Annotated in this window: 18 protein-coding genes and 4 pseudogenes; all 22 read left to right on the forward strand. The window is 50.1% G+C overall.

What is annotated here, in order from left to right; all coding sequences use genetic code 11:
• Positions 1-132: 132 nt before the first annotated feature.
• The 22 genes and pseudogenes from ACHHV8_RS13375 (at position 133) to ACHHV8_RS13480 (ending at position 23286) form a co-directional block, all read left to right on the forward strand.
• Positions 133-1893 carry a sensor histidine kinase gene (locus ACHHV8_RS13375; protein WP_395158696.1) on the forward strand — a complete coding sequence of 587 codons (1761 nt, stop codon included), beginning with the start codon at positions 133-135 and terminating at the stop codon, positions 1891-1893.
• Complete coding sequence (locus ACHHV8_RS13380; protein ID WP_395158697.1) at positions 1868-3274, forward strand: response regulator; 1407 nt, start codon at positions 1868-1870, stop codon at positions 3272-3274. Before ACHHV8_RS13375 ends, ACHHV8_RS13380 begins: the two co-directional genes overlap by 26 nt.
• Positions 3165-3476 (forward strand): helix-turn-helix transcriptional regulator, encoded by a 312-nt coding sequence (locus tag ACHHV8_RS13385; RefSeq protein ID WP_395158698.1) that lies wholly within the window; start codon positions 3165-3167, stop codon positions 3474-3476. The genes ACHHV8_RS13380 and ACHHV8_RS13385 overlap by 110 nt, the downstream gene beginning before the upstream one ends.
• Positions 3477-3586: 110 nt before the next feature.
• The gene (locus ACHHV8_RS13390) at positions 3587-5176 is read left to right on the forward strand and encodes an extracellular solute-binding protein (protein WP_395158699.1); all 1590 of its coding nucleotides are present in this window, start codon (positions 3587-3589) and stop codon (positions 5174-5176) included.
• 14 nt (positions 5177-5190) lie between these two features.
• Positions 5191-6138 (forward strand): ABC transporter permease, encoded by a 948-nt coding sequence (locus ACHHV8_RS13395; protein WP_395158700.1) that lies wholly within the window; start codon positions 5191-5193, stop codon positions 6136-6138.
• Positions 6139-6151: 13 nt separating this feature from the next.
• A pseudogene (locus ACHHV8_RS13400) lies at positions 6152-7052 on the forward strand (carbohydrate ABC transporter permease).
• Between the two features lie 64 nt (positions 7053-7116).
• Positions 7117-8649 carry a sulfatase family protein gene (locus tag ACHHV8_RS13405; RefSeq protein ID WP_395158701.1) on the forward strand — a complete coding sequence of 511 codons (1533 nt, stop codon included), beginning with the start codon at positions 7117-7119 and terminating at the stop codon, positions 8647-8649.
• Positions 8650-8823: 174 nt separating this feature from the next.
• Entirely contained in the window at positions 8824-9213 is a 390-nt protein-coding gene (locus tag ACHHV8_RS13410) for a MerR family transcriptional regulator (protein ID WP_395158702.1), read from the forward strand.
• Between the two features lie 123 nt (positions 9214-9336).
• A complete protein-coding gene (locus ACHHV8_RS13415; protein ID WP_395163497.1) occupies positions 9337-10281 on the forward strand; it encodes an aldo/keto reductase in 945 nt (314 codons plus the stop codon).
• A 172-nt stretch (positions 10282-10453) separates the two neighbouring features.
• Positions 10454-11183 (forward strand): annotated as a pseudogene (locus ACHHV8_RS13420) (DUF817 domain-containing protein).
• Between the two features lie 236 nt (positions 11184-11419).
• On the forward strand, positions 11420-11965 hold the full coding sequence (locus ACHHV8_RS13425) for a TetR/AcrR family transcriptional regulator (protein WP_395158703.1): 546 nt from the start codon (positions 11420-11422) through the stop codon (positions 11963-11965).
• Positions 11966-12263: 298 nt separating this feature from the next.
• The gene (locus tag ACHHV8_RS13430; RefSeq protein ID WP_395158704.1) at positions 12264-13178 is read left to right on the forward strand and encodes an alpha/beta hydrolase; all 915 of its coding nucleotides are present in this window, start codon (positions 12264-12266) and stop codon (positions 13176-13178) included.
• Between the two features lie 140 nt (positions 13179-13318).
• On the forward strand, positions 13319-13648 hold the full coding sequence (locus ACHHV8_RS13435) for a metal-sensitive transcriptional regulator (RefSeq protein WP_395158705.1): 330 nt from the start codon (positions 13319-13321) through the stop codon (positions 13646-13648).
• 18 nt (positions 13649-13666) lie between these two features.
• On the forward strand, positions 13667-13873 hold the full coding sequence (locus tag ACHHV8_RS13440) for a copper ion binding protein (RefSeq protein ID WP_395158706.1): 207 nt from the start codon (positions 13667-13669) through the stop codon (positions 13871-13873).
• Positions 13874-13962: 89 nt separating this feature from the next.
• Positions 13963-16389 carry a heavy metal translocating P-type ATPase gene (locus ACHHV8_RS13445; RefSeq protein ID WP_395158707.1) on the forward strand — a complete coding sequence of 809 codons (2427 nt, stop codon included), beginning with the start codon at positions 13963-13965 and terminating at the stop codon, positions 16387-16389.
• Positions 16390-16735: 346 nt separating this feature from the next.
• Positions 16736-18991: pseudogene (locus ACHHV8_RS13450) on the forward strand (ATP-binding cassette domain-containing protein).
• 345 nt (positions 18992-19336) lie between these two features.
• Positions 19337-19642 (forward strand): ABC transporter permease family protein, encoded by a 306-nt coding sequence (locus ACHHV8_RS13455; RefSeq protein ID WP_395163498.1) that lies wholly within the window; start codon positions 19337-19339, stop codon positions 19640-19642.
• Positions 19542-20911 (forward strand): annotated as a pseudogene (locus ACHHV8_RS13460) (ABC transporter substrate-binding protein). Before ACHHV8_RS13455 ends, ACHHV8_RS13460 begins: the two are co-directional and overlap by 101 nt.
• A gap of 41 nt (positions 20912-20952) precedes the next feature.
• Positions 20953-21711, forward strand: coding sequence for a class I SAM-dependent methyltransferase (locus tag ACHHV8_RS13465; protein ID WP_395158708.1), 759 nt, complete (start codon positions 20953-20955; stop codon positions 21709-21711).
• Positions 21708-22457, forward strand: a complete 750-nt coding sequence (locus tag ACHHV8_RS13470) for a class I SAM-dependent methyltransferase (RefSeq protein WP_395158709.1) — start codon at positions 21708-21710, stop codon at positions 22455-22457. Before ACHHV8_RS13465 ends, ACHHV8_RS13470 begins: the two co-directional genes overlap by 4 nt.
• 185 nt (positions 22458-22642) lie before the next feature.
• Positions 22643-22912: a 30S ribosomal protein S14 gene (rpsN, locus tag ACHHV8_RS13475; protein WP_395158710.1), complete on the forward strand. Its 270-nt coding sequence runs from the start codon at positions 22643-22645 to the stop codon at positions 22910-22912.
• A 41-nt stretch (positions 22913-22953) separates the two neighbouring features.
• Positions 22954-23286: a DUF3024 domain-containing protein gene (locus ACHHV8_RS13480; protein WP_395158711.1), complete on the forward strand. Its 333-nt coding sequence runs from the start codon at positions 22954-22956 to the stop codon at positions 23284-23286.
• The last annotated feature ends 21 nt before the right edge of the window (positions 23287-23307 follow it).

The following is a 23307-nucleotide window of genomic DNA, read 5'->3' on the forward strand; positions in this document are numbered from 1 at the left end:
CTTCGCTAGATTTTTCTAAGCTTGCCGCGGAATATGAAAAATGCTAGGGAAGATGGGGCAGGACTTGCTATAATAGAGGTTGTTGTGCTATGTACATACTTGATTTATGCGATAGAAAGGAGGGCTAAAGCTGTGAAAACCATTCAAGGAAAAATGTTCGTCGCTTTCGGACTGGTCGTGCTGCTTGCAATCATCCCTATTGCCTACAGCTCTTATTACAATTCAGCGAAAGTGATTGAGCGGAATGCAACATCCTATATTTCTGACCGAATACAAGGGGCAAACGCTAATCTGCAGTCGATGGTCGAAGAGGTGGATAACATTTCCAAGGCTATCGTGATCCGCGATTTAATTCACCAAAGCTTAGTGAGCGGGACAGAGGCTCCGACGATGGAATGGTTTCAAGAAAAGAAAACGGTAGAGGAATTTCTAAGCTCCATGATTGCCTTCAAAAACTATGTGCAGCAGATTACCGTCGTTGGCCGGGGAGATGTCGTTTTTTATACGGGCAACCGGAGGAGCAACCCTCAATTCCTAGCATTTTTATGGGATGACCCGGAAATTCGCAATAACCGGAAACATCTGCTCTTTGATCTGTCGGGAAACGGCCGGATTATGCTGGTTCGTCCCGTGCTGTCCAACGGAGAGCTGATCGGACTATGCCTTATCGATTTCGACCCTAATTTGTTTAAGCAGGTTTACGATATTGAACCGTTAGCGGAAACGATTGTTTCGGTTATCGATGAAAACGGTAACACGATTTATGATTCGAGAGCTGAGCGAATAACTACACAGCTTCAAGATAAGGAACTGACTTCCTTACTTGCGGGAGCCGTCCCCGGCCAATGGAAAAGCAGCAAGCTGAAAATGGGAAACCGGGATTATTTAGCCGTTCAATTTCAGTCGGTCTACACCGGCTGGTTCACGGTTGTGATGGTGCCGCTAAGCGTGCTGCTAAGCGAGGTGAACGGCATCAAGAACCAGATTGTGACTATGGCTGTCGTTGTACTCGCTGCCGTGCTGCTGATTTCCATTTTTTTGTCCAAACAAATGACCAAAAATATAAAGCGGCTGCACAGCGCCATGAAGCTCGTGCGGGAAGGGCATATGAGTGCTAGGCCACGCATCAAGAATGAAGATGAAATCGGACAGCTCAGCGAAATGTTCGTCTCCATGATGGAGCATCTCCAAGAGCTGCTGCATAAGGTCAAAGCCAAGGAACGGGAAAAGCGCGAAGCGGAATATCGGGCGCTGCAAGCGCAGATCAAGCCTCACTTCTTGTATAACACGCTGAATACGATCAAATATTTGGCACGAATTCAGCATGCGGCCAATATCGAAGAAATTTCCGGCTCGCTCATTGAGCTGATGCGCTATGCCATCGACTCGAAGCGCGAGATGATAACCGTCCGCGAGGAGCTCGAGCAAGTGGAGCATTATGCGCGTATTCAGCGCTTTAAATTTTTGGACCGGATTGTGATGAACATCATGGCGGAGGAAGAGGCGCTCAACTGTCTGATTCCGAAGCTCATTGTCCAGCCCATTGTCGAAAATGCGATGAACCATGGTCTTGGCACCATAGACCGGGAGGGCACCATATCCATCCGTATTTATTGCGATGGCGCCCACCGGCTGAAGCTGAGCGTGACGGACGACGGGGTCGGTATGCATACGGAGCTGCTTGAAGGGCTTGGCCAAGCGAGGGGGCCGGCGGAGTCTGAACCATCGAGCGGCATCGGGTTAAGCAACATACGCGAACGGTTGCACCTTGCCTTCGGAGAGCCGTACGGGCTGTCGGTGTACAGCCAAGCCGGCGTATTTACAACCGTAGAAATTACCATTCCTCAAGTAAGAAAGGAGCACAACGATGCTGCTGAAAGTTATAGCGGTTGACGACGAGCTGCTCGTTCGCAACCATCTGAGGTCTATCATCGATTGGGAGCAGTACGGCTTCACGCTGTGCGGCGAAGCGGGAGACGGAGCGGAGGCTCTTCAGGTGATTAGGGAATTGGCGCCTCATCTGGCGATCGTCGACATGAATATGCCCGGGATGGACGGTGTGGAGCTGATCCAGCAATTATCGCAGCAATATCCCGGCTTACGAGTCTTGGCTCTGAGCAGCTATGATTCCTATGAATATGTGCGCGGCTCGCTGCATTTCGGAGCAGTGGATTATTTGCTCAAGCACCGGCTGTCTGCCGAGACGCTGGTTCAAGTTCTGAACAAAATCAAGGAGAAGCTTCAGGATGAGCTCAAGCAGCAGAGCGATCGGCAACGGGAAAGGTTGAAATGGGAAGCGGCAGGCCCGGCCGTGAGTCAGAGCTATTTGAAGGAGCTATTCATGGGGGTAGGCTCCACCGACGAGGTCAAGAAATATATCGATCATTTTCAGGAGATGTCTTATGGACGGGAAGGCCAGCAGCACGTACTGCTGTTAATGAAGCTGGTGAATTTCGAAGAGCTGCATCTGCGGATGAACGAGCAGGAGCTGACTTTGTTCATACGCTCCGTTTCCGATATGGCTTTACAGATCTTGGCTGAAGCGGGCTGCGCCGTTTATTTGGAGAGAGGATCGTTCGGCCTATTGTTATCCATGGAGCTGGAGCGAAGCGAGAATGGAATCCAGCAGTGGATTGAGGCCAAGAAGGCCCGCTTGCAAAAATCGCTCGAGCTGTACTTTAACTGCGCCGTACTTTTTGTCCAGACGGGCATGTTCCGCACCCTTGCATCCCTCCCGGCTCAATATGCCGGTCTGCAGCATAAACTGGATGAGCTGCAGGGATATGTGCCAAAGGCTAACCAGACGGAAGGAGCGCCGGTTTCGTATGTCACGATTCATCAGGAGAAAGAGCTGCTTGCTGCCGCGGAAGCCTGCGATGCCGAACAAACATTGCGTATGATCCGGGAGATTGCCCGAAATTGTGCGGCGGACTCAGAACGATTTCTCACGCGGAGTTGCGCATACGCGTGCGGAGCTGATTCAGCTTGCGGTCAAAATCGCGCAAAAGGCGGGGCTGGCGTCGGAGTGGATTTTTCACGAAATGAAAGCCGAACCAGAGACTCCGAAGAACGGGGTCGAGCTCGAAAGCAGCCTGCTGTCGCTGTTCGGCAAGCTGGTGGAAGAGCTCGGCAAGCATCGAGCGTCGGCCCGATATTCCAAGTATGTGGCTCAGGCCATTCAGAGGATACAGCAACATTACAGGCTAGGGGTTACACTCGAGGAAACGGCCGAACAGCTGAACATTACGCCATCGTACCTGAGCAGGCGGTTTAAGGAAGAAATGGAGATGACCTTCACCGAGTATTTAACGGCTTACCGGATCGACAGAAGCACCCAATTGATTCGTACCCGGGCATGCTCCATTAAGGAAATATATCAGTTGGTCGGCTTCAACAGCTACAGCTATTTTATTAAAGTGTTCAAAGAGCATGTCGGAGAAACGCCACACGTGTATGCAAGCAAGTATGGCAAGTGACAGGGCAATAATTTGATGTTTTTTATAAAAATGTAGTACGCTTTCATCTTATCCGGCGTTCTATAATAATTTCAGTTCGGCAAATGAAAAGAAAAAGGGGCTGAAATTTAATGAAACGTATGAAAACGCTGTCAGCTGCATGCATGACCGCCGTGGCTTTATCCTCACTCTTAAGCGCTTGCTCGTCGGGTGAACAAGGATCGGCGGAAGAACCGTCCGCTGCGGGCGATAAAGCCAGCTCCGTATTGAATACGAGCGGCTTCCCGATCGTAAAATCCGAGGTGTCCATGCGCGTGTTCGGCTGCAAGGACCCGAACCAAGCGCCGTGGAAGGATATTCTGGTGCTAAAGGAATATGAAAAGAAAAGCGGCATCAAGATGATGTATGAAGAGACGCCGACCCAAGGCTGCGCAGAGAAAAGAAACCTGCTGTTCGCGTCCAATGAGCTGCCTGACGTCTTCTTGCGTGCGGATTTAAGCAATACCGACATCTCCAAGTACGGCATGCAGGAGCAAATGCTGATCCCCTTGGAGGGACTGATTGAGAAATATGCGCCTAATTTGAAAAAGCTTTTCGACCAATACCCTGAAGCGAAAAAATCCGTTACAGCGACAGACGGGCACATCTATTCGCTGCCGGTCATCCGTCTTCAGGCAGCCGGCCGGGGAGATAAAGTATGGATTAACCAGGAATGGCTGGCGAAGCTGAACCTGAAAGCGCCGACCACGGTCGATGAGCTGTTCACGGTATTACGCGCATTCCGCGATCAAGATCCGAACGGCAACGGCAAGAAGGATGAGATTCCGCTCGGCTTGCGCGACCCTGGCATGGTATTCACTACCTTCGCCGGTTCGTTCGGCTTGGATCACCAGCTTGGCACCAACGCCAATATCGACGGCAGCAAGGTAAAGCTGTGGGTAGGGGACGACCGGTACAAGGAGCTTCTCATGTTTCTGAATAAGCTTTATACGGAGAAGCTGCTGTATGCGGATTTCTATGCCCAGGATCTGCCGAAGTGGCGCAGTAATTTGTCGCAAGCATTGTACGGTATGTTCTTTATTTACGCATCCGATCCGTTTACGAAGGTGGAGAATCAATTCACCGGCATGGTCCCGATCAAAGGGCCGCATGGCGATCAGCTGCTCAGCACAGGCAGCCCGCTCGCAGCGCCGATAGGTACTTTTGCGATAACGAATGTGAACAAAAATCCGGAAGCGGCAATCCGCTGGGTCGATTATTTCTACAGCGAAGAGGGAAGCCAATTCTTCAATTACGGGGTGGAAGGCCAGTCCTACACTATGCAGAATGGCAAGCCTGTGCTCGTTGACAGCATCAAGAACGATCCCCGCGGGATGATGGCGGCCTTGGGCCAAGTGAATCTGGTGCCTGGCGGAGGCTTCCCTACGATCATTGTCGATGATATTGTATTAAGCGATAAAACCAAAGAGGTCTCCGCCGTTTCGGAGAAATATACCTCCAAAGTGATGTATGGTTCGCCTATCTTCGATAAAGAGGCAACGGAGAAAGTCGTTCCGATCAAAGCCGATCTGGATAAATTTGTACAGGAGTCTGCGATCAAATTTATTTTGGGCGAAACGAGCTTCGATAAGTGGGGAGAGTATACCGCGACACTGAAGAAGATGAAAATCGACGAGCTTGAGCAAGCCTACCAAAAAGCTTTTGATGCCATGAATAAATAGGAGAGTGATTATTCATGAATTCAGAAATCATAGCGTCGGCGGTTCCTCATAAGACCCGTCATCCCTTGTGGAGACGGGTGATGTCGAAGTACGAATTTTATATCATGCTGGCCATCCCGATGATCTGGTACGTCGTATTCAAATATGTTCCAATGTACGGCATTCAAATCGCCTTTAAGGACTTCTCGGCGAGCCGAGGCATTATGGCCAGTCCCTGGGCGGGACTCAAGCATTTCGAACGTTTTTTCGAATCGTCCTATTTCTGGGAGCTCTTATTGAATACGGTATCCCTAAGCCTGTATTCGCTGCTGATCGGCTTTCCCATTCCTATTTTGCTCGCCCTGCTCATTTATGAAATCCAGAGTAAATGGTTGAAAAAATGGGTGCAGAACGTTACGTATATCCCTCACTTTTTATCCCTGGTCGTTATCGTCGGTATGCTCAACGTGTTTCTCGATGAGAAAACGGGAAAAGTGAATCAGCTGCTCGCTCTCGTCGGAGTCGATCCTATCGCGTTTATGCGCAAGGCGGAATGGTTTCAGACGGTGTTCGTCTCATCCGATGTGTGGCAGCATATGGGATGGGGGTCCATCATCTATCTGGCCGCATTAAGCGGCATAGATCCGACTCAATACGAAGCGGCTAAAATGGACGGGGCAACCCGGCTTCAGCGGGTGCTGCACATTTCGCTGCCGGGGCTGCTGCCCACGATTGTCATTATGTTTATTTTGCAGGTCGGGCATCTGATGGATATAGGCTTTGAAAAGGTGCTGCTGATGCAGAATCCCGTAAATGCGAGCAAAGGGGAAATATTGGCTACCTTCGTCTACAAAAACGGGATTCAGCAGGGCCAGTTCAGCTATACGGCGGCAGCCGGCCTGTTCAACTCCGTGATCGATTTCATCCTGCTCATTATCGTCAACACTTGGGCACGTAAAAAGACAGAATCCAGCTTGTGGTAGGTGGTGATAAAGCATGGCGTTAAATGAGTCCAATACGGTCCGCTCCCGCGATGACAGGCTGTTCGACACACTCGTCTATATTTTTGCGGGAATCATTCTCATTGTTGTTCTGTATCCGCTGCTGTTTGTAGTCAGCGCGTCCTTCAGCGATCCCGTTCGCGTCATCGACGGAAAAGTATGGCTGCTCCCCCAAGGAATCACCTTCGATGCTTATCTGCATGTATTTGAGAATGAATCGATCTGGAGCGGCTTTCGCAATACATTGATTTATACTTTGATCGGAACGCTGGTCAATATTATATTGACTATTCTGGCAGCCTATCCGCTCTCTCAGAAAGACCTGCCGGGCCGTACCGCACTGATGTTCATTATCACGATTACGATGTTTTTCAGCGGGGGATTGATCCCGACCTATCTGCTGATTAAGTCCCTCGGCATGATCAATACGGTTTGGGCCATGATCATCCCGGGAGCGATTTCAACCTATAACCTCATCGTGATGCGGACGTTTTTTCAGAATGGAATCCCGTTCGAGCTGCAGGAATCCGCTTGGATGGATGGAGCGTCTAATTTCCGGCTGCTGTTTACCATTGTGCTTCCGTTGTCCATGCCGATTATCGCTGTCATGGTATTGTTTTACGGCGTGGGGCATTGGAACGCGTATTTTAATGCGATGATTTATTTGAAGTGACCGGGAGCTGTTCCCGCTGCAGCTGATCCTGCGTGAAATTCTTATCCTGAATCAATCGGAAAATATGGGCCTGGACGGAGCGGGGATGACAGAGCGGGTTATGATGGCGGAAAGCATTAAATATTCGGTAATTATCATATCCAGCCTTCCCGTGCTGCTGTTGTATCCTTTCGTTCAAAAATATTTCGTGCAAGGGGTCATGATCGGCTCGATCAAAGGCTAACAGTATAAGCTGATAAGGCAGAAGGCAGCTTGGCAGACCAACCAATATGAATGGAGGTTAGAGCATGCATCAACCGAATTTATTATTAATCCAAACAGACCAGCAGACGGCGGAAACGCTGAGCCTCTACGGTAACCCGGCTTTAAGCACCCCGGCGCTGGAAGCGCTGGCGCAGCGGGGGGTTGTATTCGAGCAGGCATTCTGCAATTATCCGGCCTGCTCGCCTTCCCGGTCCTCGATGTTTACCGGACGGTATTGCTCGACGTTAAATCTGCATGCCAATCATATGCTGATTAATCCGGCGGAAGTGACGCTTCCGCAGGTGCTTAAGCAGCATGGCTATCAGACGGCGATTATCGGCAAGAACCATGCATTTATGAATGAAAAAGAAGACACGTATTACCCGGGAGGCGTCCCGGATCAGGCCAGCACGCTGCACGAAGTGTTTGACTACGTCCGGCTTGCCGAGCACGGACATATGGTCGACGGCTACCGCGATGATCCTGACGCCAAGCTGGCGCATGAGTGGGCAGTGAAGCACTGCTGGAGCAGTCCGCTCGGACACGGCACGAATCCGGCTCCCAAGGAGAAATGCGGCACGTATCTGCTGGGCGAAACGATGGTTGACTATCTGGAGCATGTGCGTGATGAAGCGAAGCCGTTCTTCACCTGGCTGTCTTTCCCTGACCCGCACACGCCTTACCAGGCGCCGGAGCCGTATGCGAGCCTGATCGATCCGGCTGACGTGCCGATGCCTCCCGTCGATACGCTTGACAATAAGCCGGAGCGGGTGAAGGTCGCGCATTTGATGGATGCGATGGATACGGCGGACGAAGCGCTCATTCGCCGGGTCCGCGCTATTCATTACGGCATGATCCGCTTTATCGACGATACTTTAGCCAAAGTATTCGCCAAAATGGATGAGCTCGGTCTGACGGACAATACCGTGGTGATCTTCACCTCCGACCATGGAGATTCGATGGGGGCCCACGGAATTATCCAAAAGCACAACTTTTTCTATGACTCCTTCAACCATGTACCGTTTATTATGTCCGCTCCGGGGTATGCGGGTCCTAAGCGCACCCCTCATCCCGTAGAGCTGGTCGACGTGATGCCGACCCTGCTCGAGCTGGCCGGCATTCCCGTGCCGCCGGGCTGCCAGGGACGGAGTCTCGCGCCTTTCCTGCAAGGCGATCCGTCGTATACCCCGCGCGAGTTTATTGTGATCGAAAGCGGGGAGCACGGCGAGCCTGTGAAGGTGTCCGACATCACGCTGCGTCCGGAGCATCCGTTCGATGAGCGCTATTTTGTCTGGTGCGCCTATTTGGATGCCTGGTTAGGCAAAGGCAAAGCGATCCGCACGAAGGATTGGAAGCTGTGCGTCTATGCCAGCGGGGAGGGCGAGCTGTACGATTTGCAGCAGGACCCGCATGAGCTCTGCAATCGGTTCGATGACCCTGCGTGTGCGGAGATTCATACCAGTCTGGAACGGAAACTAATGCAGTGGATGATGGAGAAGGAAGACCGGCTGCCATTGAACAAGACGGTGAAGCTCTCCATGCAGTCGATGCGCGAGAAATATCAGACTCAGCTCTGAGCGGCAACGATATCGAAAACCGGAGCGTGCGAGCGGATCAGGCGGCAGACCGTAGGTCTCCAGCTTGATCCGCTCGTTTTCCTGATATAAATATTAGACCAAGTTGACAACCGGATATGTGAAAGGTATACTCTAAACATTACGTCTACGTTATGGTTTTTGAGGTGATATTTTATGGATACGCGCATGCGAATCGGGGAGCTGGCCAGACGAGCCGGGGTCACTCAACGCACTATTCGGCACTATGAGAGCATAGGGCTTATGCCTCCGGGCGAGCGTGAAGGTAATGGACAGCACTATTATACGGAGGCATCCCTTGAGCAGCTCCGGAAAATCAATCAATTAAAAAAACTGGGTCTGAGCCTGGATGAAATGCGCGAAGTCGTTCAGCTCTATTTTATCGATCCTAGCGGAGTACAATCCAAACGGAGAGCTCTTGCGATTCTTCGTCAACATCTGGTTGAAACGGATCGTAAGCTTAGTGAATTGGAGCAATTTCGCGGTGAATTACAGTCCCTGATCGAACACTTCGAGCATTGGTTAGATAAAAAAGAAGGTGAATGACCTTTTTTTTGTCTTAAAGATGACGTTAACGTAAAACGTAAAGTTAAGTATCTCAAGCCATCTGTTGTTGGCCATAATAAGTAAATCGAATTCAGGAGGGTATCTACTATGAGCACAATGGAAATGTCCAAACTGGGGCTAGGCTGTGGCCGTATGTCCAATGCTAATTCGGACAGGAGGGAGAGCATTGCCACGATTCATGCCGCGCTGGTTGCTGGAATCACTCATTTGAATACAGCCGATTTTTATACCAGCGGCCATAACGAGATGCTGATTGGCGAGGCGCTCAAAGGTTCCAATAGAGACAAGGCCTTTTTATCCGTAAAATTTGGAGCGCTGGTGGCGCCGAACGGAGCCATGTACGGTCTGGACGTCAGACCTCAGCATATAAAAAATTATGTAGCGTATACTTTAAAACGGTTAAATGTGGAATATATCGATCTTTATCAACCGGCCAGAATCGACTTGGCGATTCCTGTTGAAGAGACAATAGGAGCCATTGCCGACCTGGTTCAGGCTGGGTACGTTAAACATATCGGCATAACCCAAGTAGACGATAATACATTAAGAAAAGCGCATGCCGTTCATCCGATCAAGCTGGCCGAGTACCAATATTCGCTTTTCAATCGCAGCATTGAGAAGGATATTTTGCCGGCTGCAAGGGAATTGGGCATTGAAGTTGTGGCATTTGGAACCTTGGCGCATGGATTGCTTGGCGGCACTTGGTCCAAGGACAAAGTGGATCACAGCAATGCTTATATCCCCTTATTTGCGAAAGAGAATATCGATACCAACCTTGCGCTTGTTGAAGCATTGCGAGAAATAGCCGCAGCAAAACAAATGACGGTCGCGCAGCTTGCCGTTGCGTGGGTTTTAGCCAAAGGAGATGATATTATCCCGTTAATTGGCGCGAGAAAAGTGAACCAGCTTCAGGAATCGATGAAATCTTTGGATGTTCGTCTGACTGAACGCGATGTCCAAAGCATTGAAGAGGCCATTCCGGAAACGAAGATCGCAGGCGGAAGCTTCCCGCAAATGAAATTCAAAAACGGTGTTGTCATTCGTTAAATTAAAATAAGCAAAAAACACAAATTATTTTCTCTTTTTCCAATGCCAGTACACCTTTATTATAAGCAAAGAAATAAAAGCTTATGAATCGTGTGATGAAAAGGGCAGAGAGAGGAGATAAACATCATTGAATCGCTTACTTCAACTGCTGCATTTTGGTTATCATCAGGCGATGAGCTGCCTGTTTCCCGTTGCCATCTTTGGGACTTTAGCACTCACCAGCATGATAAAGGTGCCGTTCTTTCATCGTTATGATGCCATTCTGCTTATACTGTTTGGAGTGCAGTACCTGATGTACCGCAGCGGGTTAGAGACGCGGGATGAAATTAAAGTGATCTGTGTATTTCACCTTATCGGCCTCGTACTTGAGTTATACAAGGTACGGATGGGATCCTGGTCCGAAATGGTTCGGCCCGCTCTACAGCGGATTTATGTATGCCAGTGTGGCAAGCTTTATGTGTCAGGTTTGGCGGAGACTGCGGATGGACATGACCGGCTGGCCCGGGCTTATCCCTTCGGCGCTATTAGGCGGAGCTATTTATTTGAACTTTTTCACGCACCATTTCCTTCCCGATTTTCGTTGGTGGCTGACGCTGCTCGTATTTGTTGTATTCCGGAAGACCTGGATCATCTATCGGGTACGGACGGTCACTTATCGAATGCCCTTATCGCTTGCTTTTGTCATTGTAGGTTTCTTTATTTGGTTAGCAGAAAATATCGCCACCTTTTTGGGTGCCTGGAAGTATCCCGATCAGCTGCAAACGTGGCAGCTCGTTAGTTTCAGCAAAATCAGCTCGTGGTTTCTTCTGGTCATCATCAGCGTCATCATTGTGGCGCAGCTGAAGCATGTTAAAGCCAATCGCCCCACCATTCATGATCCGGCTATGCTGAATCGATGGTAAACGGCTAACAAAATATGATATGTATCATTCGGTAAAAAGCATCGCTTAGGCGGTGTTTTTTGTTATATCCGACCCGCCAAGCCCTAAGCTATGCGAACGGGCAGCCTGTTTCTTGCGTAGATGAGGGGGCAAGCATGTCCGGTCTGGTTGAATAAATACATATTGATGCGCTATTACACAAATGTGTATAATTGAAAGTATGCCATTCTTATTAAAGAAAGTGCGGTGCTCTCACCATGATTAAAGTAGACCGAAGGATAGTCAAATCTCAGAGCTCCATCAAGAACGCTTTTATAGAGCTGATGTCTGAAAAAAATTTGGACGACATTACTATACAAGACATTGCCGACAGGGCCAATGTAGGCCGAAGAACGATTTATCTTCATTATTTGGATAAATTCGATTTACTCGATAAGCTTATGGAAGAGCATATTAACGAGCTCAGGAGACTTTGCCAAACATCTTCAGAATTGAGTTTTGTGGAGGCTAATCTCATCTGGTTTGCATATTTTGAAAAGAATCATTCGTTCTTTTCTACTATTTTAACGAGTAAAGGAGCGCCTTCCTTTCGCAGCAGGTTCCTTAAGCTAGTTATGGAAGAATTAGAAAATGAATTGAATTTGAAGGAAGGAATTAACCAAGGATTGAATAAAGCGATCGTTCTACCGTTTTTTGGAACCGCCATTGTCGGGACAATCGAATCGTATTTTACTAATGAAATACGTGAGCCGGCTCCGCTTGTGGCTGAGCAGCTGGGACGGTTATTAGAAAGAAATTTATAATCAGAGCCTCGGAAAATACGGACAACCGGACATCGCCGGCAGAGGTTGTTGAAAGACATGGAACGTGCTTCCATGTCTTTTTGCATATCGGTCCTTACACAATTTGAATCGGTTTGTGCACTAACGCACAAATGACGGACATTTGATTATTGAACATATCGTGCGCTTATATATAATAATACACATGAAGTATTTATTACTCACATGTGCATTTATTTTTTGCGGCCTATACTGCTCGATGCCATGATTGAGGGGCTTTAAGGAAGATAACAAGTATAAATAGCGGGAGGCTTATATTATGAAACGCAATGTTACATTTAAAAACAATGAACTATTACTGGCAGGCCACTTATATGTCCCAGCAGAATTCGATGAATCCCAAAAATATCCGGCCATCGTTGTTTCTCACCCGGGCGGAGGGGTCAAAGAACAGACGGCAGGGCTTTATGCAAATAAGCTTTCTGAATTAGGCTACATTACTTTAGCATTCGACGCATCGCATCAAGGAGAGAGCGAAGGGACGCCTCGCTATTTGGAAGATCCGTTTGCCCGTACAGAAGATGTCCGGGCAGCGGTAGACTATTTGACCGCCTTATCCTATGTAGATACACTTCAAATTGGCGCGTTAGGCATATGTGCGGGCGGAGGCTATACTATGGCAGCCGCGCAGACAGAGCGCCGCATTCAAGCGGTGGCAACGGTTAGTCTGGTAGATATCGGATCGCTTTTTATGGAAGGAATGGGTCGTGCGGGCCCCGTAGAAGATCAAATCAAGTTATTGGAACAAGTATCGCAGCAGCGTACAGCAGAAGCAAATGGCGGGGAGATCTTCTATATTACGTATGTGCCGCAAGAATTGGATGAGAGCATGACGGGGACCATGGCGGAAGGACATGAATACTACGTTACAGCAAGGGGAAGACATGAGCATGCACCGAATCGTTTAATGTTTACGAGCTTTAGTAAAATTGCGGCATTTTCCTCGTTTAGCCACATCGATACTTTGTTAACCCAGCCGTTATTGGCGATTGCCGGCAGCGATGCGGATACGCTCTATTTCAGCGAAGAAGCAGTTACCCAAGCGGCCAGTTCAAATAAAGAGCTGTTTATCGTTGAGGGAGCTACTCATGTTGCATTATATGATATCCCTGAGAACGTAAACCGAGCCGTTGCCAAGTTAGACGCATTTTTTACAGAGCATCTAAAAAAATAAAGAACATGGACTAAAGGGACAGCAGAGGGGAATTATGCTGTTCCTTATTCTTTTTTGTGTTCTTGGGGAGACTAAGCATTAAAGTCTTGCATACCCTCGGGGGGTATGGTATTATTAGTTTCAAAGGGGAGGCTGATTGGATGGAGCATGTAGAACATGACGGGGCTCAAAGCTGTCATACAGATACCGGCGAGCGGAAAAGTCATCATTCAGATAAAGTAAAGAGCAATTTGACGTCGCGGCTTAACCGTATTGAAGGTCAGATTCGCGGGTTGAAGGGCATGATTGAGAAGGATACCTATTGTGATGATGTCCTCAATCAGATTGCGGCCGTGCAGTCGGCATTGAACAGCGTCGGCAAGCTTTTGCTGGAGCATCACATGAACAGCTGCGTGATCGAACGCATTCAGGAAGGCGACCACGAAGTCATTAAAGAGCTGATGATTACTATGAATAAACTAATTAAGTAACTAAGGGAGAGATGAACGATGCAATCCATTACTCTTAAAGTCGAAGGCATGTCCTGCAGCCACTGCGTCAATTCCGTGGAAGGCGCGGTAAACAAGCTCGGAGCCGCTGGAAAAGTGGACTTGAACGCCGGAGCCGTAACCGTCGAATATGACGAAGCAATAGTTACGCTGAACGCGATCAAAGAAGCGATAGAAGAACAAGGGTACGATGTTGTGAAATCATAAGGGGCCGCTTCGCGGTTCCTTCGGACGCATATTTTTTTTGATTAAAATATACCCCATGGGGGTACATTGTTTAATGAGGTGAGTCTCCGATGGAGAAACAAACGGAACAGCAGCAGACAACGATTCAAATTGCAGGCATGACATGTGCGGCTTGCGCAAACCGGATCGAGAAGGGGCTCAAAAGGCTGGAAGGAGTTGACAATGCCAACGTCAATTTCGCGCTTGAGAAAGCTTCGGTTACGTATAATCCCGCTAAAGTCAATATTACCGCGATGGAGCAGAAAATTGCCGATCTCGGTTATAACACAGTTAAAGCTGAGGTCGATCTTAACATTGCAGGCATGACATGCGCGGCATGCGCCAACCGAATTGAAAAAGGACTCAACAAGATGCCCGGTGTAAGCCATGCAACTGTGAATTTTGCTTTGGAAACGGCACACGTACAGTACAGCGCTTCCGATGTATCTGTGACAGAGATGATCCAAAAAGTCGAGCAGCTCGGCTATCAAGCCATTCGTAAAGATGATGCCGAGACAGCTGCCGGCGATTACAAGCACAAAGAAATTCGCCGCAAGAAAGTGCAGCTGGCCGCGGCAGCCGTGCTCTCCCTTCCGCTTCTTTGGGCGATGGTCAGTCACTTTTCATTCACATCGTGGATTTACTTGCCGGAATTGTTAATGAATCCATGGGTGCAGCTTATTCTTGCAACGCCGGTGCAGTTTATTATCGGGCGCCAGTTTTACACAGGAGCGTATAAGGCGCTTCGCAATAAAAGCGCGAATATGGATGTGCTTGTCGCATTGGGAACGTCCGCCGCCTATTTCTACAGCTTGTATTTGACGCTGCAATGGGCGAATTCACCGCACGCTCATCATGCGCCGGATATGTACTACGAAACAAGCGCTATTCTTATTACGCTGATTATTTTAGGTAAGTTATTCGAGGTGCTGGCCAAAGGCCGGACATCGGAAGCTATTCAGAAATTGATGGGCTTACAGGCTAAAACGGCTGTTGTGGTTCGCGAAGGACAGGAAATGGTTGTACCTGTGGAGGATGTAGTGCTTAACGACATCGTACTGATTAAGCCGGGTGAGAAGATCCCGGTGGACGGCGAAGTTGTTGAAGGTCATTCGGCCGTTGACGAATCGATGCTCACGGGGGAAAGTATTCCGGTTGAAAAAAAGGCAGGCGACGGAGTTATCGGCGCCACCGTAAATAAAAACGGGTCCCTTAAAATAAAGGCGACCCGTGTCGGAAAAGAAACGGCGCTGGCGCAAATTATAAAGGTAGTGGAAGAGGCACAAGGCTCCAAAGCGCCGATTCAACGCGTCGCGGATTCCATTTCGGGAATTTTCGTTCCGATTGTCGTAGGCATTGCGGTGATTACCTTCCTCGTATGGTTCCTTTTCATTGCCCCAGGCGAATTTGCATCGGCCTTGGAGAAAGCCATTGCGGTTCTGGTTATTGCCTGCCCTTGCGCGCTCGGTCTCGCTACCCCGACATCCATTATGGCCGGATCGGGACGCGCGGCGGAGCTTGGTATCCTGTTTAAGGGCGGCGAGCATCTGGAATCCACGCAAAAGGTGCAGACGATTATTTTGGATAAAACAGGTACGGTCACGAAAGGAAAACCGGAGCTGACGGACGTACGCATCGACGGAATGGATGAGGCTGAAGCGCTTCGATTGATCGGCTCTGCAGAGAAGCCTTCGGAACATCCGCTTGCGGAAGCGATTGTCTCGGGAATTGTGGCAAGAGGCATTTCGTTGTCGCCGGTTGAGCATTTTGAAGCCATTCCCGGTTTCGGGATTCGCGCGGTGGTGGAAGGAAAAGAAGTGCTTGTCGGAACACGCAGGCTTCTAGCCCGTGAAACCATTGATTTGGGTCAAGCCAACGCCGTAATGGAGCGTTATGAATCCGAAGGCAAAACGGCTATGCTCGCAGCAGTAGATAAATCGTATGCGGGGATCGTTGCCGTTGCCGACACGATCAAAGATACGTCCAAGGAAGCGATTATCAGGCTGAAGCAAATGGGCATTGAAGTCATTATGATAACAGGCGACAACCGGCGTACGGCCGAGGCGATTGCTAGACAAGTCGGGATCGAGCATGTGCTCGCTGAAGTTTTGCCCGAAGGCAAGGCGGAAGAGGTGAAGCGGCTGCAAGCTCAAGGGAAAAAAGTCGCGATGATAGGGGACGGCATTAACGATGCGCCGGCTCTGGCCACCGCCGATGTAGGCATCGCCATCGGTACCGGCACGGACATCGCGATGGAAGCCGCGGATGTAACCCTTATGCGCGGCGAGCTGACCGGTATCGCCGACGCTATGGTCATGAGCCGCAAAACGATGGCTAATATCAAGCAAAACCTGTTCTGGGCGCTTGGTTACAACACGCTGGGAATTCCTATTGCGGCGGCCGGACTGCTCGCACCGTGGGTAGCCGGGGCGGCAATGGCGCTCAGTTCCGTATCGGTTGTCTTGAACGCGCTGCGCCTGCAAAGAGTCAAATTGTAACTGCTTTAAGATCGATTAGCCCGGAATTTTCGTCCATTTCATGGATTCCAGCAGCGGCCGGAGAAGGATGCGCCGTTGCCGAAGTACCACGAATTTCCATGAATTTCTCAACAAGCTCAGCAGCCTTTATACGGAAGGCTGCTTTTTTAGTGCCGGGTGCGGCGGTATATGGATTAAGACGGTGCTTGACGAGTAAAACTGAAGATAGAAGAGAGCAATCGATGGACCTTGCCGGAACCGCGGAGCGGTATTCCGCCAAAAATTATGTTAGTATATGGGAGTAGTTGGGTTTCAATGAACGCAGCAATAGGATTAGAAGCAGAACATGATCGAAAGGATGGTAAGCATGAGCGGATTGAATCAGGAATATATCGTCATTTCGGGTGCGAGGGAGAACAATCTCAAGAATGTATCCTTACGCATTCCCAAGCGGCAAATCACGATTTTTACCGGGGTATCCGGATCCGGCAAATCATCGATCGTCTTCGATACGATTGCCGCTGAATCCACGCGATTGCTGAATGAGAACTTCAGCATGTTCGTTCGTAATTTCCTGCCCCGTGTTCCGCAGCCGGATACGGACGCGATCGAGAATCTGAGCATGGCTGTCATTGTGGATCAAAAGAGGCTGGGCGGCGGCTCTCACTCCACGATGGGGACGATTACCGATATTTCTCCGATTCTCCGGCTTCTCTTCTCCCGGGCGGGTCAGCCGCATGTCGGACAAGCCCACATGTTTTCGTTTAATGATCCGCAAGGCAGGTGTCCCGAGTGCAGCGGAATCGGCCGCAGACTGGGCGTCGATATGGGCAAGGCGCTGGACATGTCAAAGTCGCTGAATGAAGGGGCTATCCTGCTGCCGGACTATTCGGTGAACAGCTGGGATTGGAATATGGTCATACAGTCGGGACCCTTCGATCCTGACAAGAAGCTAAGTGATTATTCGGAAGAGTAACTGGAACAACTACTGTACGGCAAGGCAAGGAAAGTGAAGATGGATTTTGCCGGCAAGGCTACGAATATTACAGTAGAAGGGGTCATTGAGAAGTTTACCAACAAATACATCAAGCAGGATGTGAAGACGAAGTCCGAGCGCACACAAAAGGCGGTTGCGCCGTATATTTCGGAGGGCCCTTGCTCGAGCTGCCATGGCGCGAGGCTTAATCAGGCTGCCCTTAACTGCCGGATTAATGGATTTAATATTGCGGACATGTCGTCAATGGAGGCCGGACAGCTTATCCGCGTGATTCGGGAGATTGAAGATCCGGTCGCAGCGGCAGTCGTCAAAGCATTGACGGAGCGGCTGCAGCATTTGGTAGATATCGGTCTTGACTATTTGACGCTGGACCGTGAGACGGATACGTTATCCGGCGGCGAATCGCAGCGCGTCAAGATGGTGAAGCATCTGAGCGGCAGCTTGGTGGATGTCACTTATATCTTCGATGAACCCAGCGTCGGCCTTCACCCCCGTGATGTACATAGGTTAAACGCATTGCTTCAGAAGCTGCGCGATAAGGGAAATACGGTGATTGTCGTCGAGCATGATCCTGATGTGATCAAGCTGGCGGATCATATCGTCGACGTCGGGCCTCACGCCGGAAGCCGCGGCGGTACGATCGTGTATGAAGGAAGCTTCCAGGGACTGTTGGAGGCAGGTACACTGACAGGCACCCATATGAAGCGTCCGCTCCAGCTGAAGCACGATAGCAGGCAGGCCATCGGCAAGCTGTCCATCCAGGACGCCACGCTGCACAACCTGAGGAACGTGAGTGTAAATATTCCGACAGGAGTGTTGACCGTAGTTACAGGTGTCGCCGGCTCGGGTAAGAGCACACTGATTAACGAAGTATTTCTCAGCCAGCATCCGGATGCGATTGTGATCGACCAATCGGCGGTAGGTGTGTCAACACGCTCGAATCCCGCCACTTATACGGGGATCATGGACGATGTGCGCAAGGCGTTTGCTTCTGTAAACAAGGTCAGCCCAAGCTTGTTCAGCTTCAATTCGAAGGGAGCTTGCGAGAACTGCCAGGGGCTCGGCGTGGTATATACAGATCTTGCCTTCCTTGACAGCGTGAAGCTGCCGTGCGAGGTATGCGGAGGCAGACGCTTCAAGGAAGAGGTGCTTGAGTACAAGCTGGACGGCAAGTCGATTGCAGAAGTGCTGGAGATGACGGTGGAACAGGCATTGGATTTTTTTCAGCTGAAGGAGGTTGTACGCAAGCTTCATGCGATGAGCGATGTAGGACTGAATTATATTACGCTCGGCCAGCCGCTCAGTACGCTCTCTGGCGGGGAATGCCAGCGCATCAAGCTTGCAAGCGAGCTGCATAAGAAGGGCAGCATCTACGTAATGGACGAGCCGACGACCGGCCTGCACATGTCAGATATCGGTCACCTGCTGAAGATCATGAACCGCCTCGTAGATGCCGGCAATACAGTGATCGTCATCGAGCACAACCTTGAGGTGATCAGCCAGGCGGATTGGATCATCGACATGGGTCCGGATGGAGGCAGCAGGGGCGGACAGGTAGTGTTCGAGGGCACGCCCCCGCAGATCATCCATGCGGAGCAGTCGATCACGGGAAAATATTTGCTGTAATGCATAGTTAAACTGACTAGGGAATGGCTGAGCCTCCTTATGCAAGATGCTGCTTGCTGAATACTCTGAAGAACCTGCCTGTATTCAGGCGGGTTCTTCGTTTTTTTCAGAAAATAGAACCGATGGAAACGGACTCTCATGGGACTGGTCCCATAACGTTACGTTGGTGTTTTCATGCTGTAGATGTCATGATCAGTCCGGCACATGCTAATAAAGCATTGACAAAGGAGCAGCCAATACGAGATAATACCTAAAAGTAAATAGTAATAATTACTATTAAGGAAATGAAGACGGATGCTTTTGAGGTGTTACAAAAACTCCTACAGCGAATGGGGAAGTGTGATGATGATCAAATATGCAGTACAGCGGCTGCTTCAGGCTATTCCGGTATTGTTTGGCATCTCGCTGATTTCATTTGGGCTGATCCGTGTGACGCCGGGCGACCCTGCAGAAATTATGCTCCGCTCTGATGGCATACAGCCTTCACCGGAGGCGGTCGCTGCAATTCGAGCGCAGCTGGGGCTGGATGAACCGCTCTTTATGCGAAATCGTGCCTTCGCTTGCCAAGTCATGGGACATCTCCGACGATGGCAAAGCCTATACCTTTCATTTGCGGACGGATGTTGTTTTTTCCGATGGAACCTCTTTTAATGCGGCTGCCGTCAAATTTTCGTTTGAGCGCTGGTATCGGGATCCGGCCAATGCATCGCTCAATGTCGCCAAAGGGCTCCAGGATATCCAAGTGATAGACGAGGCGACGGTTCGATTTACGTTCAAGGATGCCTTTTATCCGCTGCTTACTGAATTGACCTTTGCCCGCCCGGTACGAATTATAAGTCCGTCATCGGTTGAACCGGCCGGAGATCCGTCGGGGCGATTCACGAAGCCGATCGGCACCGGAGCCTGGGTGGTTGACAGTTATACCAAGGATCAAGGAGCGGTCTAGTTCGCAATCCCAAGTATTGGGGCAAAGCTCCGCTGCTGTCGAAGCTCGTTCTCAAGGTCATTCCGGATGCCCAGGCACGGGTGCTTGCGCTGCAGAGCGGAGCTGTCGATATTTCCGGCGGCGCATCGGGCAAGATTCCAGTTGAGAATTTAGAGCTTCTGCGGGCAGACAAGCAGCTGACCGTCCAGCAAGCAGCGGGAACAAGCTCGCATTTTCTTATTTTCAATTACAATCAGCCGATGCTGCAGGATGCGAATGTACGCAAGGCGATCAATTTGGCGATAGACAAGAAAACGCTCGCAGAGAAGCTGCTTGGCGGTGCGGGAGAGGCGGCCGACGGCTTGTTTCCATTGACCGTTCCTTATGTGACACCAAGCAATAACACGTGGTACGGGTATGACTTGGCTCAGGCGAACCGGCTGCTTCAGGACGCGGGTTACATAGATTCCGATAAAGATGGTGTGTTAGAGAAGAACGGTCAAAAGCTTGAATTGAACCTGGTGCTTCAGCAGACGGAATTTCCCGAGTGGAAGCCGATCGCAGAATACATTCAATCGCAGTTAAAGCAGGCAGGCATACAAATTCAGCTCCAGGTGCTGGAATCCAACGCCTACTACGACACGCTATGGACGAGTAGAAAGTATGACTTCATCTTTTACCGAACCTACTCGGATGCTTATAATCCGCATGCTTTCTTGTTGTCGCTGTTTCACCGGACGGGCGATAAACCGGCGGTGGCTTGGTCGGATACGCAGCTGGAGAGGCTGATTGACGATGCGGTCGTTTCTACAGATACCGGGTCGAGGCAGCATTTATATGATCAATGGTTTGCGAGAGCCAAGGAAGAGGCAATTTACGCGCCGGTGTATTACCCCAACGATATTTACGTCGTGAACAAGCGCGTACAGCATTTCAAACAAGGCTATACTTCGTTTACGCCGATTATATGGAATGAACTCGATATTTCGGACTGAATGCGAATGATTCGCACATTGAGGAATGAGGGGGGAGCGTATTGCTCAAAGATATTTCGCGGTATTGGACGTCCGGGGCTGCCGGTTATAACAAAGCGGTGCAGACGCAAGTCCGCAGCCGGCGAACCGTACAAATCTGGAAGTCGCTGCTGCAGGAAGGCTTGGACGATAAAATGCCGCAGCGGATACTGGACGTGGGAACCGGCCCCGGCTTCTTTTCTTTGCTTCTTGCCGAGATGGGGCATTACCCAACTGCAGTTGACGCATCGCCGGGAATGGTGGAAACAGCCGCAAGAAACTTTAAAGAAGCCGGTCTGGATATTCGTGTCTATGAAGGCGATGCGGCCCATCTGCAGCTTGAGGATAATGAATCCTACGATGCGGTCGTCTGCCGTGACGTCGTTTGGGCACTTCCCGATCCGGACGGGGCGTATCGCGAATGGTTTCGCGTTCTCAAGCCCGGCGGCCGATTGATCGTATTTGACGGCAATTATTTGTATGAACAGCCGCATGGCTTCTTGTACCGGGTATGGTACGGACTGGCTTGGCTGCTGATTTTATTAACGGAACGGCGAATCAAAAAGCAAACGGGTAAAGATGAGCCCGTGTTGAAGCAGCTCCCGTTTGTGCAGGTTTTGCGGCCGGAGGCCGATGAGGAAGCGCTCAAACAGGCAGGCTTTACAATAGATATCGTTCGCCGGAATTTTATTCCGGGGTACAAACGGTCACTTTCCTATCTCAAATACGGTTATCAAACGGGTGTGCGTTTTATGATCGCCGCTAGAAAGGAGTTTGAATGAGTATACGCGAACAGATGGAAACCTATTGGGAGGGAGAAGCGCAGCTGTACAATGACAGCATCCGTAAAGAGCTGAAAGGGTTTGAAAGGAAAGCTTGGCTTGACGTAATTCTGCAGCATGCCCCCGAAAAAACGGTATTGGATGTGCTGGATATCGGCTGCGGTCCCGGCTTCTTCTCCATTATTCTCGCTGAAGCGGGACACCGGGTGACGGGTATCGATTGCACGAACAATATGCTTGCCGCCGCTCGCAGAAATGCTTCCCGGGAAGGCGTCGCTCCCGATTTCCGTAAGATGGATTCCCATCGGCTTGATTTTGATGCAGAACGGTTTGATTTGATCGTGTGCCGAAATTTGACCTGGACGTTGGACGATCCAGCTGCCGCGTATGCGGAGTGGTTTCGAGTACTTCGCCCAGGAGGGCGGCTGCTTATTTTCGATGCCAACTGGAACCGTCACCTGGTAGACGATGAGATTCGGCTGCAGCGTGAGGAGAATCTAAAAGCTTACGCAGAGCGCGGCTTCGGTGAGCCGCCAAAGCATGAAGATGGGGAAGAGTCGGACCGCTTGAGCCGGTTGCTGCCGCTCACGTGCGAATGGCGCCCTGCCTGGGATGTAGAAGCTATGACCGATTTGGGGTTCGCCAAAGTATTTACGGCCGAAAACCTGAACGAACGCTTGCTTGATGAACGTCAACAGGTATTAAATCGTTCGACGCCGATGTTTATGGCCGGGGCGGAGAAATAGCCGCAGACGGTCGTTGTCAAGCCAGGTTCCCAAGAAATGAGCGCCGTTATTGAAAAATCGAAGGCTGGCGTCTTTCATTCACGGTATGCGAAATGCTGCGCATGGCGGCGGAAAACAAAGCTCGGTACGTTTGCAAAAGCATCGCCTATAAGCGTAAAAATTACTATTATTGGAGGCTGATATTCATGGCTAAAAAATCGAAAGTCGTCAGGGAAAAGAAAAGACAGGCTGTAGTTGCCCGTTATGCCGAAATCAGGAAACAGCTGAAGGAGAACAAAGATTATGCAGCGCTGAGCAAGCTGCCCAGAGATGCTTCTCCGACAAGGCTGCATCACCGCTGCAAGGTCAGCGGAAGACCGCACGGTTATCTGCGCAAATTCAAAGTTTCGCGTATCGTATTTCGTGAATTGGCTTATAAAGGCCAGATTCCGGGAGTCAAAAAGGCCAGCTGGTAAAAAGTCACGGGAAATGTAAGCTTTCTTGAGGTGAAGCGGGAATGGATTCTTTTACGATGCGAAGACTTGAAACGATCTTGGATGGATATATCGCATTGAAGGTGCCCCGAAATGTTCGAGCTTCTGTCCGATTGACCTACCAATGGGATGACAATCGGTTGACCTTGCGGGAGGAACGTCCGGATTATCACAGTTCCCATTGGCTGGGCTCAGCTATCGTGCAGTTTCGTCTGAAGAATGGCAGTTGGCATGTCTATGCAAAAGACGGCGATAACGGCTGGCAAGCCGTTACATCCATTTCGCCTCATGCTGATTTCGAGTGGGAGGTGGAACAGGTGGAGCTGGATCGTGAAGGTATCTTTTGGATTTCGTAGCCGAATAGGGATGGGAGGAGT

Source organism: Paenibacillus sp. TAB_01 (assembly GCF_043945595.1).
Taxonomy (GTDB): Bacteria; Bacillota; Bacilli; order Paenibacillales; family NBRC-103111; genus Paenibacillus_S.

Excerpts from the sequence above, each read along its gene's own strand:
- ACHHV8_RS13445 (WP_395158707.1), top strand. The coding sequence starts at position 13,963 with ATGGAGAAACAAACGGAACAGCAGCAGACAACGATTCAAATTGCAGGC.
- ACHHV8_RS13470 (WP_395158709.1), top strand. The coding sequence starts at position 21,708 with ATGAGTATACGCGAACAGATGGAAACCTATTGGGAGGGAGAAGCGCAG.
- ACHHV8_RS13390 (WP_395158699.1), top strand. The coding sequence starts at position 3,587 with ATGAAACGTATGAAAACGCTGTCAGCTGCATGCATGACCGCCGTGGCT.
- ACHHV8_RS13425 (WP_395158703.1), top strand. The coding sequence starts at position 11,420 with ATGATTAAAGTAGACCGAAGGATAGTCAAATCTCAGAGCTCCATCAAG.
- ACHHV8_RS13455 (WP_395163498.1), top strand. The coding sequence starts at position 19,337 with ATGATCAAATATGCAGTACAGCGGCTGCTTCAGGCTATTCCGGTATTG.
- ACHHV8_RS13395 (WP_395158700.1), top strand. The coding sequence starts at position 5,191 with ATGAATTCAGAAATCATAGCGTCGGCGGTTCCTCATAAGACCCGTCAT.
- ACHHV8_RS13415 (WP_395163497.1), top strand. The coding sequence starts at position 9,337 with ATGTCCAAACTGGGGCTAGGCTGTGGCCGTATGTCCAATGCTAATTCG.
- ACHHV8_RS13435 (WP_395158705.1), top strand. The coding sequence starts at position 13,319 with ATGGAGCATGTAGAACATGACGGGGCTCAAAGCTGTCATACAGATACC.
- ACHHV8_RS13405 (WP_395158701.1), top strand. The coding sequence starts at position 7,117 with ATGCATCAACCGAATTTATTATTAATCCAAACAGACCAGCAGACGGCG.
- ACHHV8_RS13380 (WP_395158697.1), top strand. The coding sequence starts at position 1,868 with ATGCTGCTGAAAGTTATAGCGGTTGACGACGAGCTGCTCGTTCGCAAC.
- rpsN (WP_395158710.1), top strand. The coding sequence starts at position 22,643 with ATGGCTAAAAAATCGAAAGTCGTCAGGGAAAAGAAAAGACAGGCTGTA.
- ACHHV8_RS13410 (WP_395158702.1), top strand. The coding sequence starts at position 8,824 with ATGGATACGCGCATGCGAATCGGGGAGCTGGCCAGACGAGCCGGGGTC.
- ACHHV8_RS13430 (WP_395158704.1), top strand. The coding sequence starts at position 12,264 with ATGAAACGCAATGTTACATTTAAAAACAATGAACTATTACTGGCAGGC.
- ACHHV8_RS13440 (WP_395158706.1), top strand. The coding sequence starts at position 13,667 with ATGCAATCCATTACTCTTAAAGTCGAAGGCATGTCCTGCAGCCACTGC.
- ACHHV8_RS13480 (WP_395158711.1), top strand. The coding sequence starts at position 22,954 with ATGGATTCTTTTACGATGCGAAGACTTGAAACGATCTTGGATGGATAT.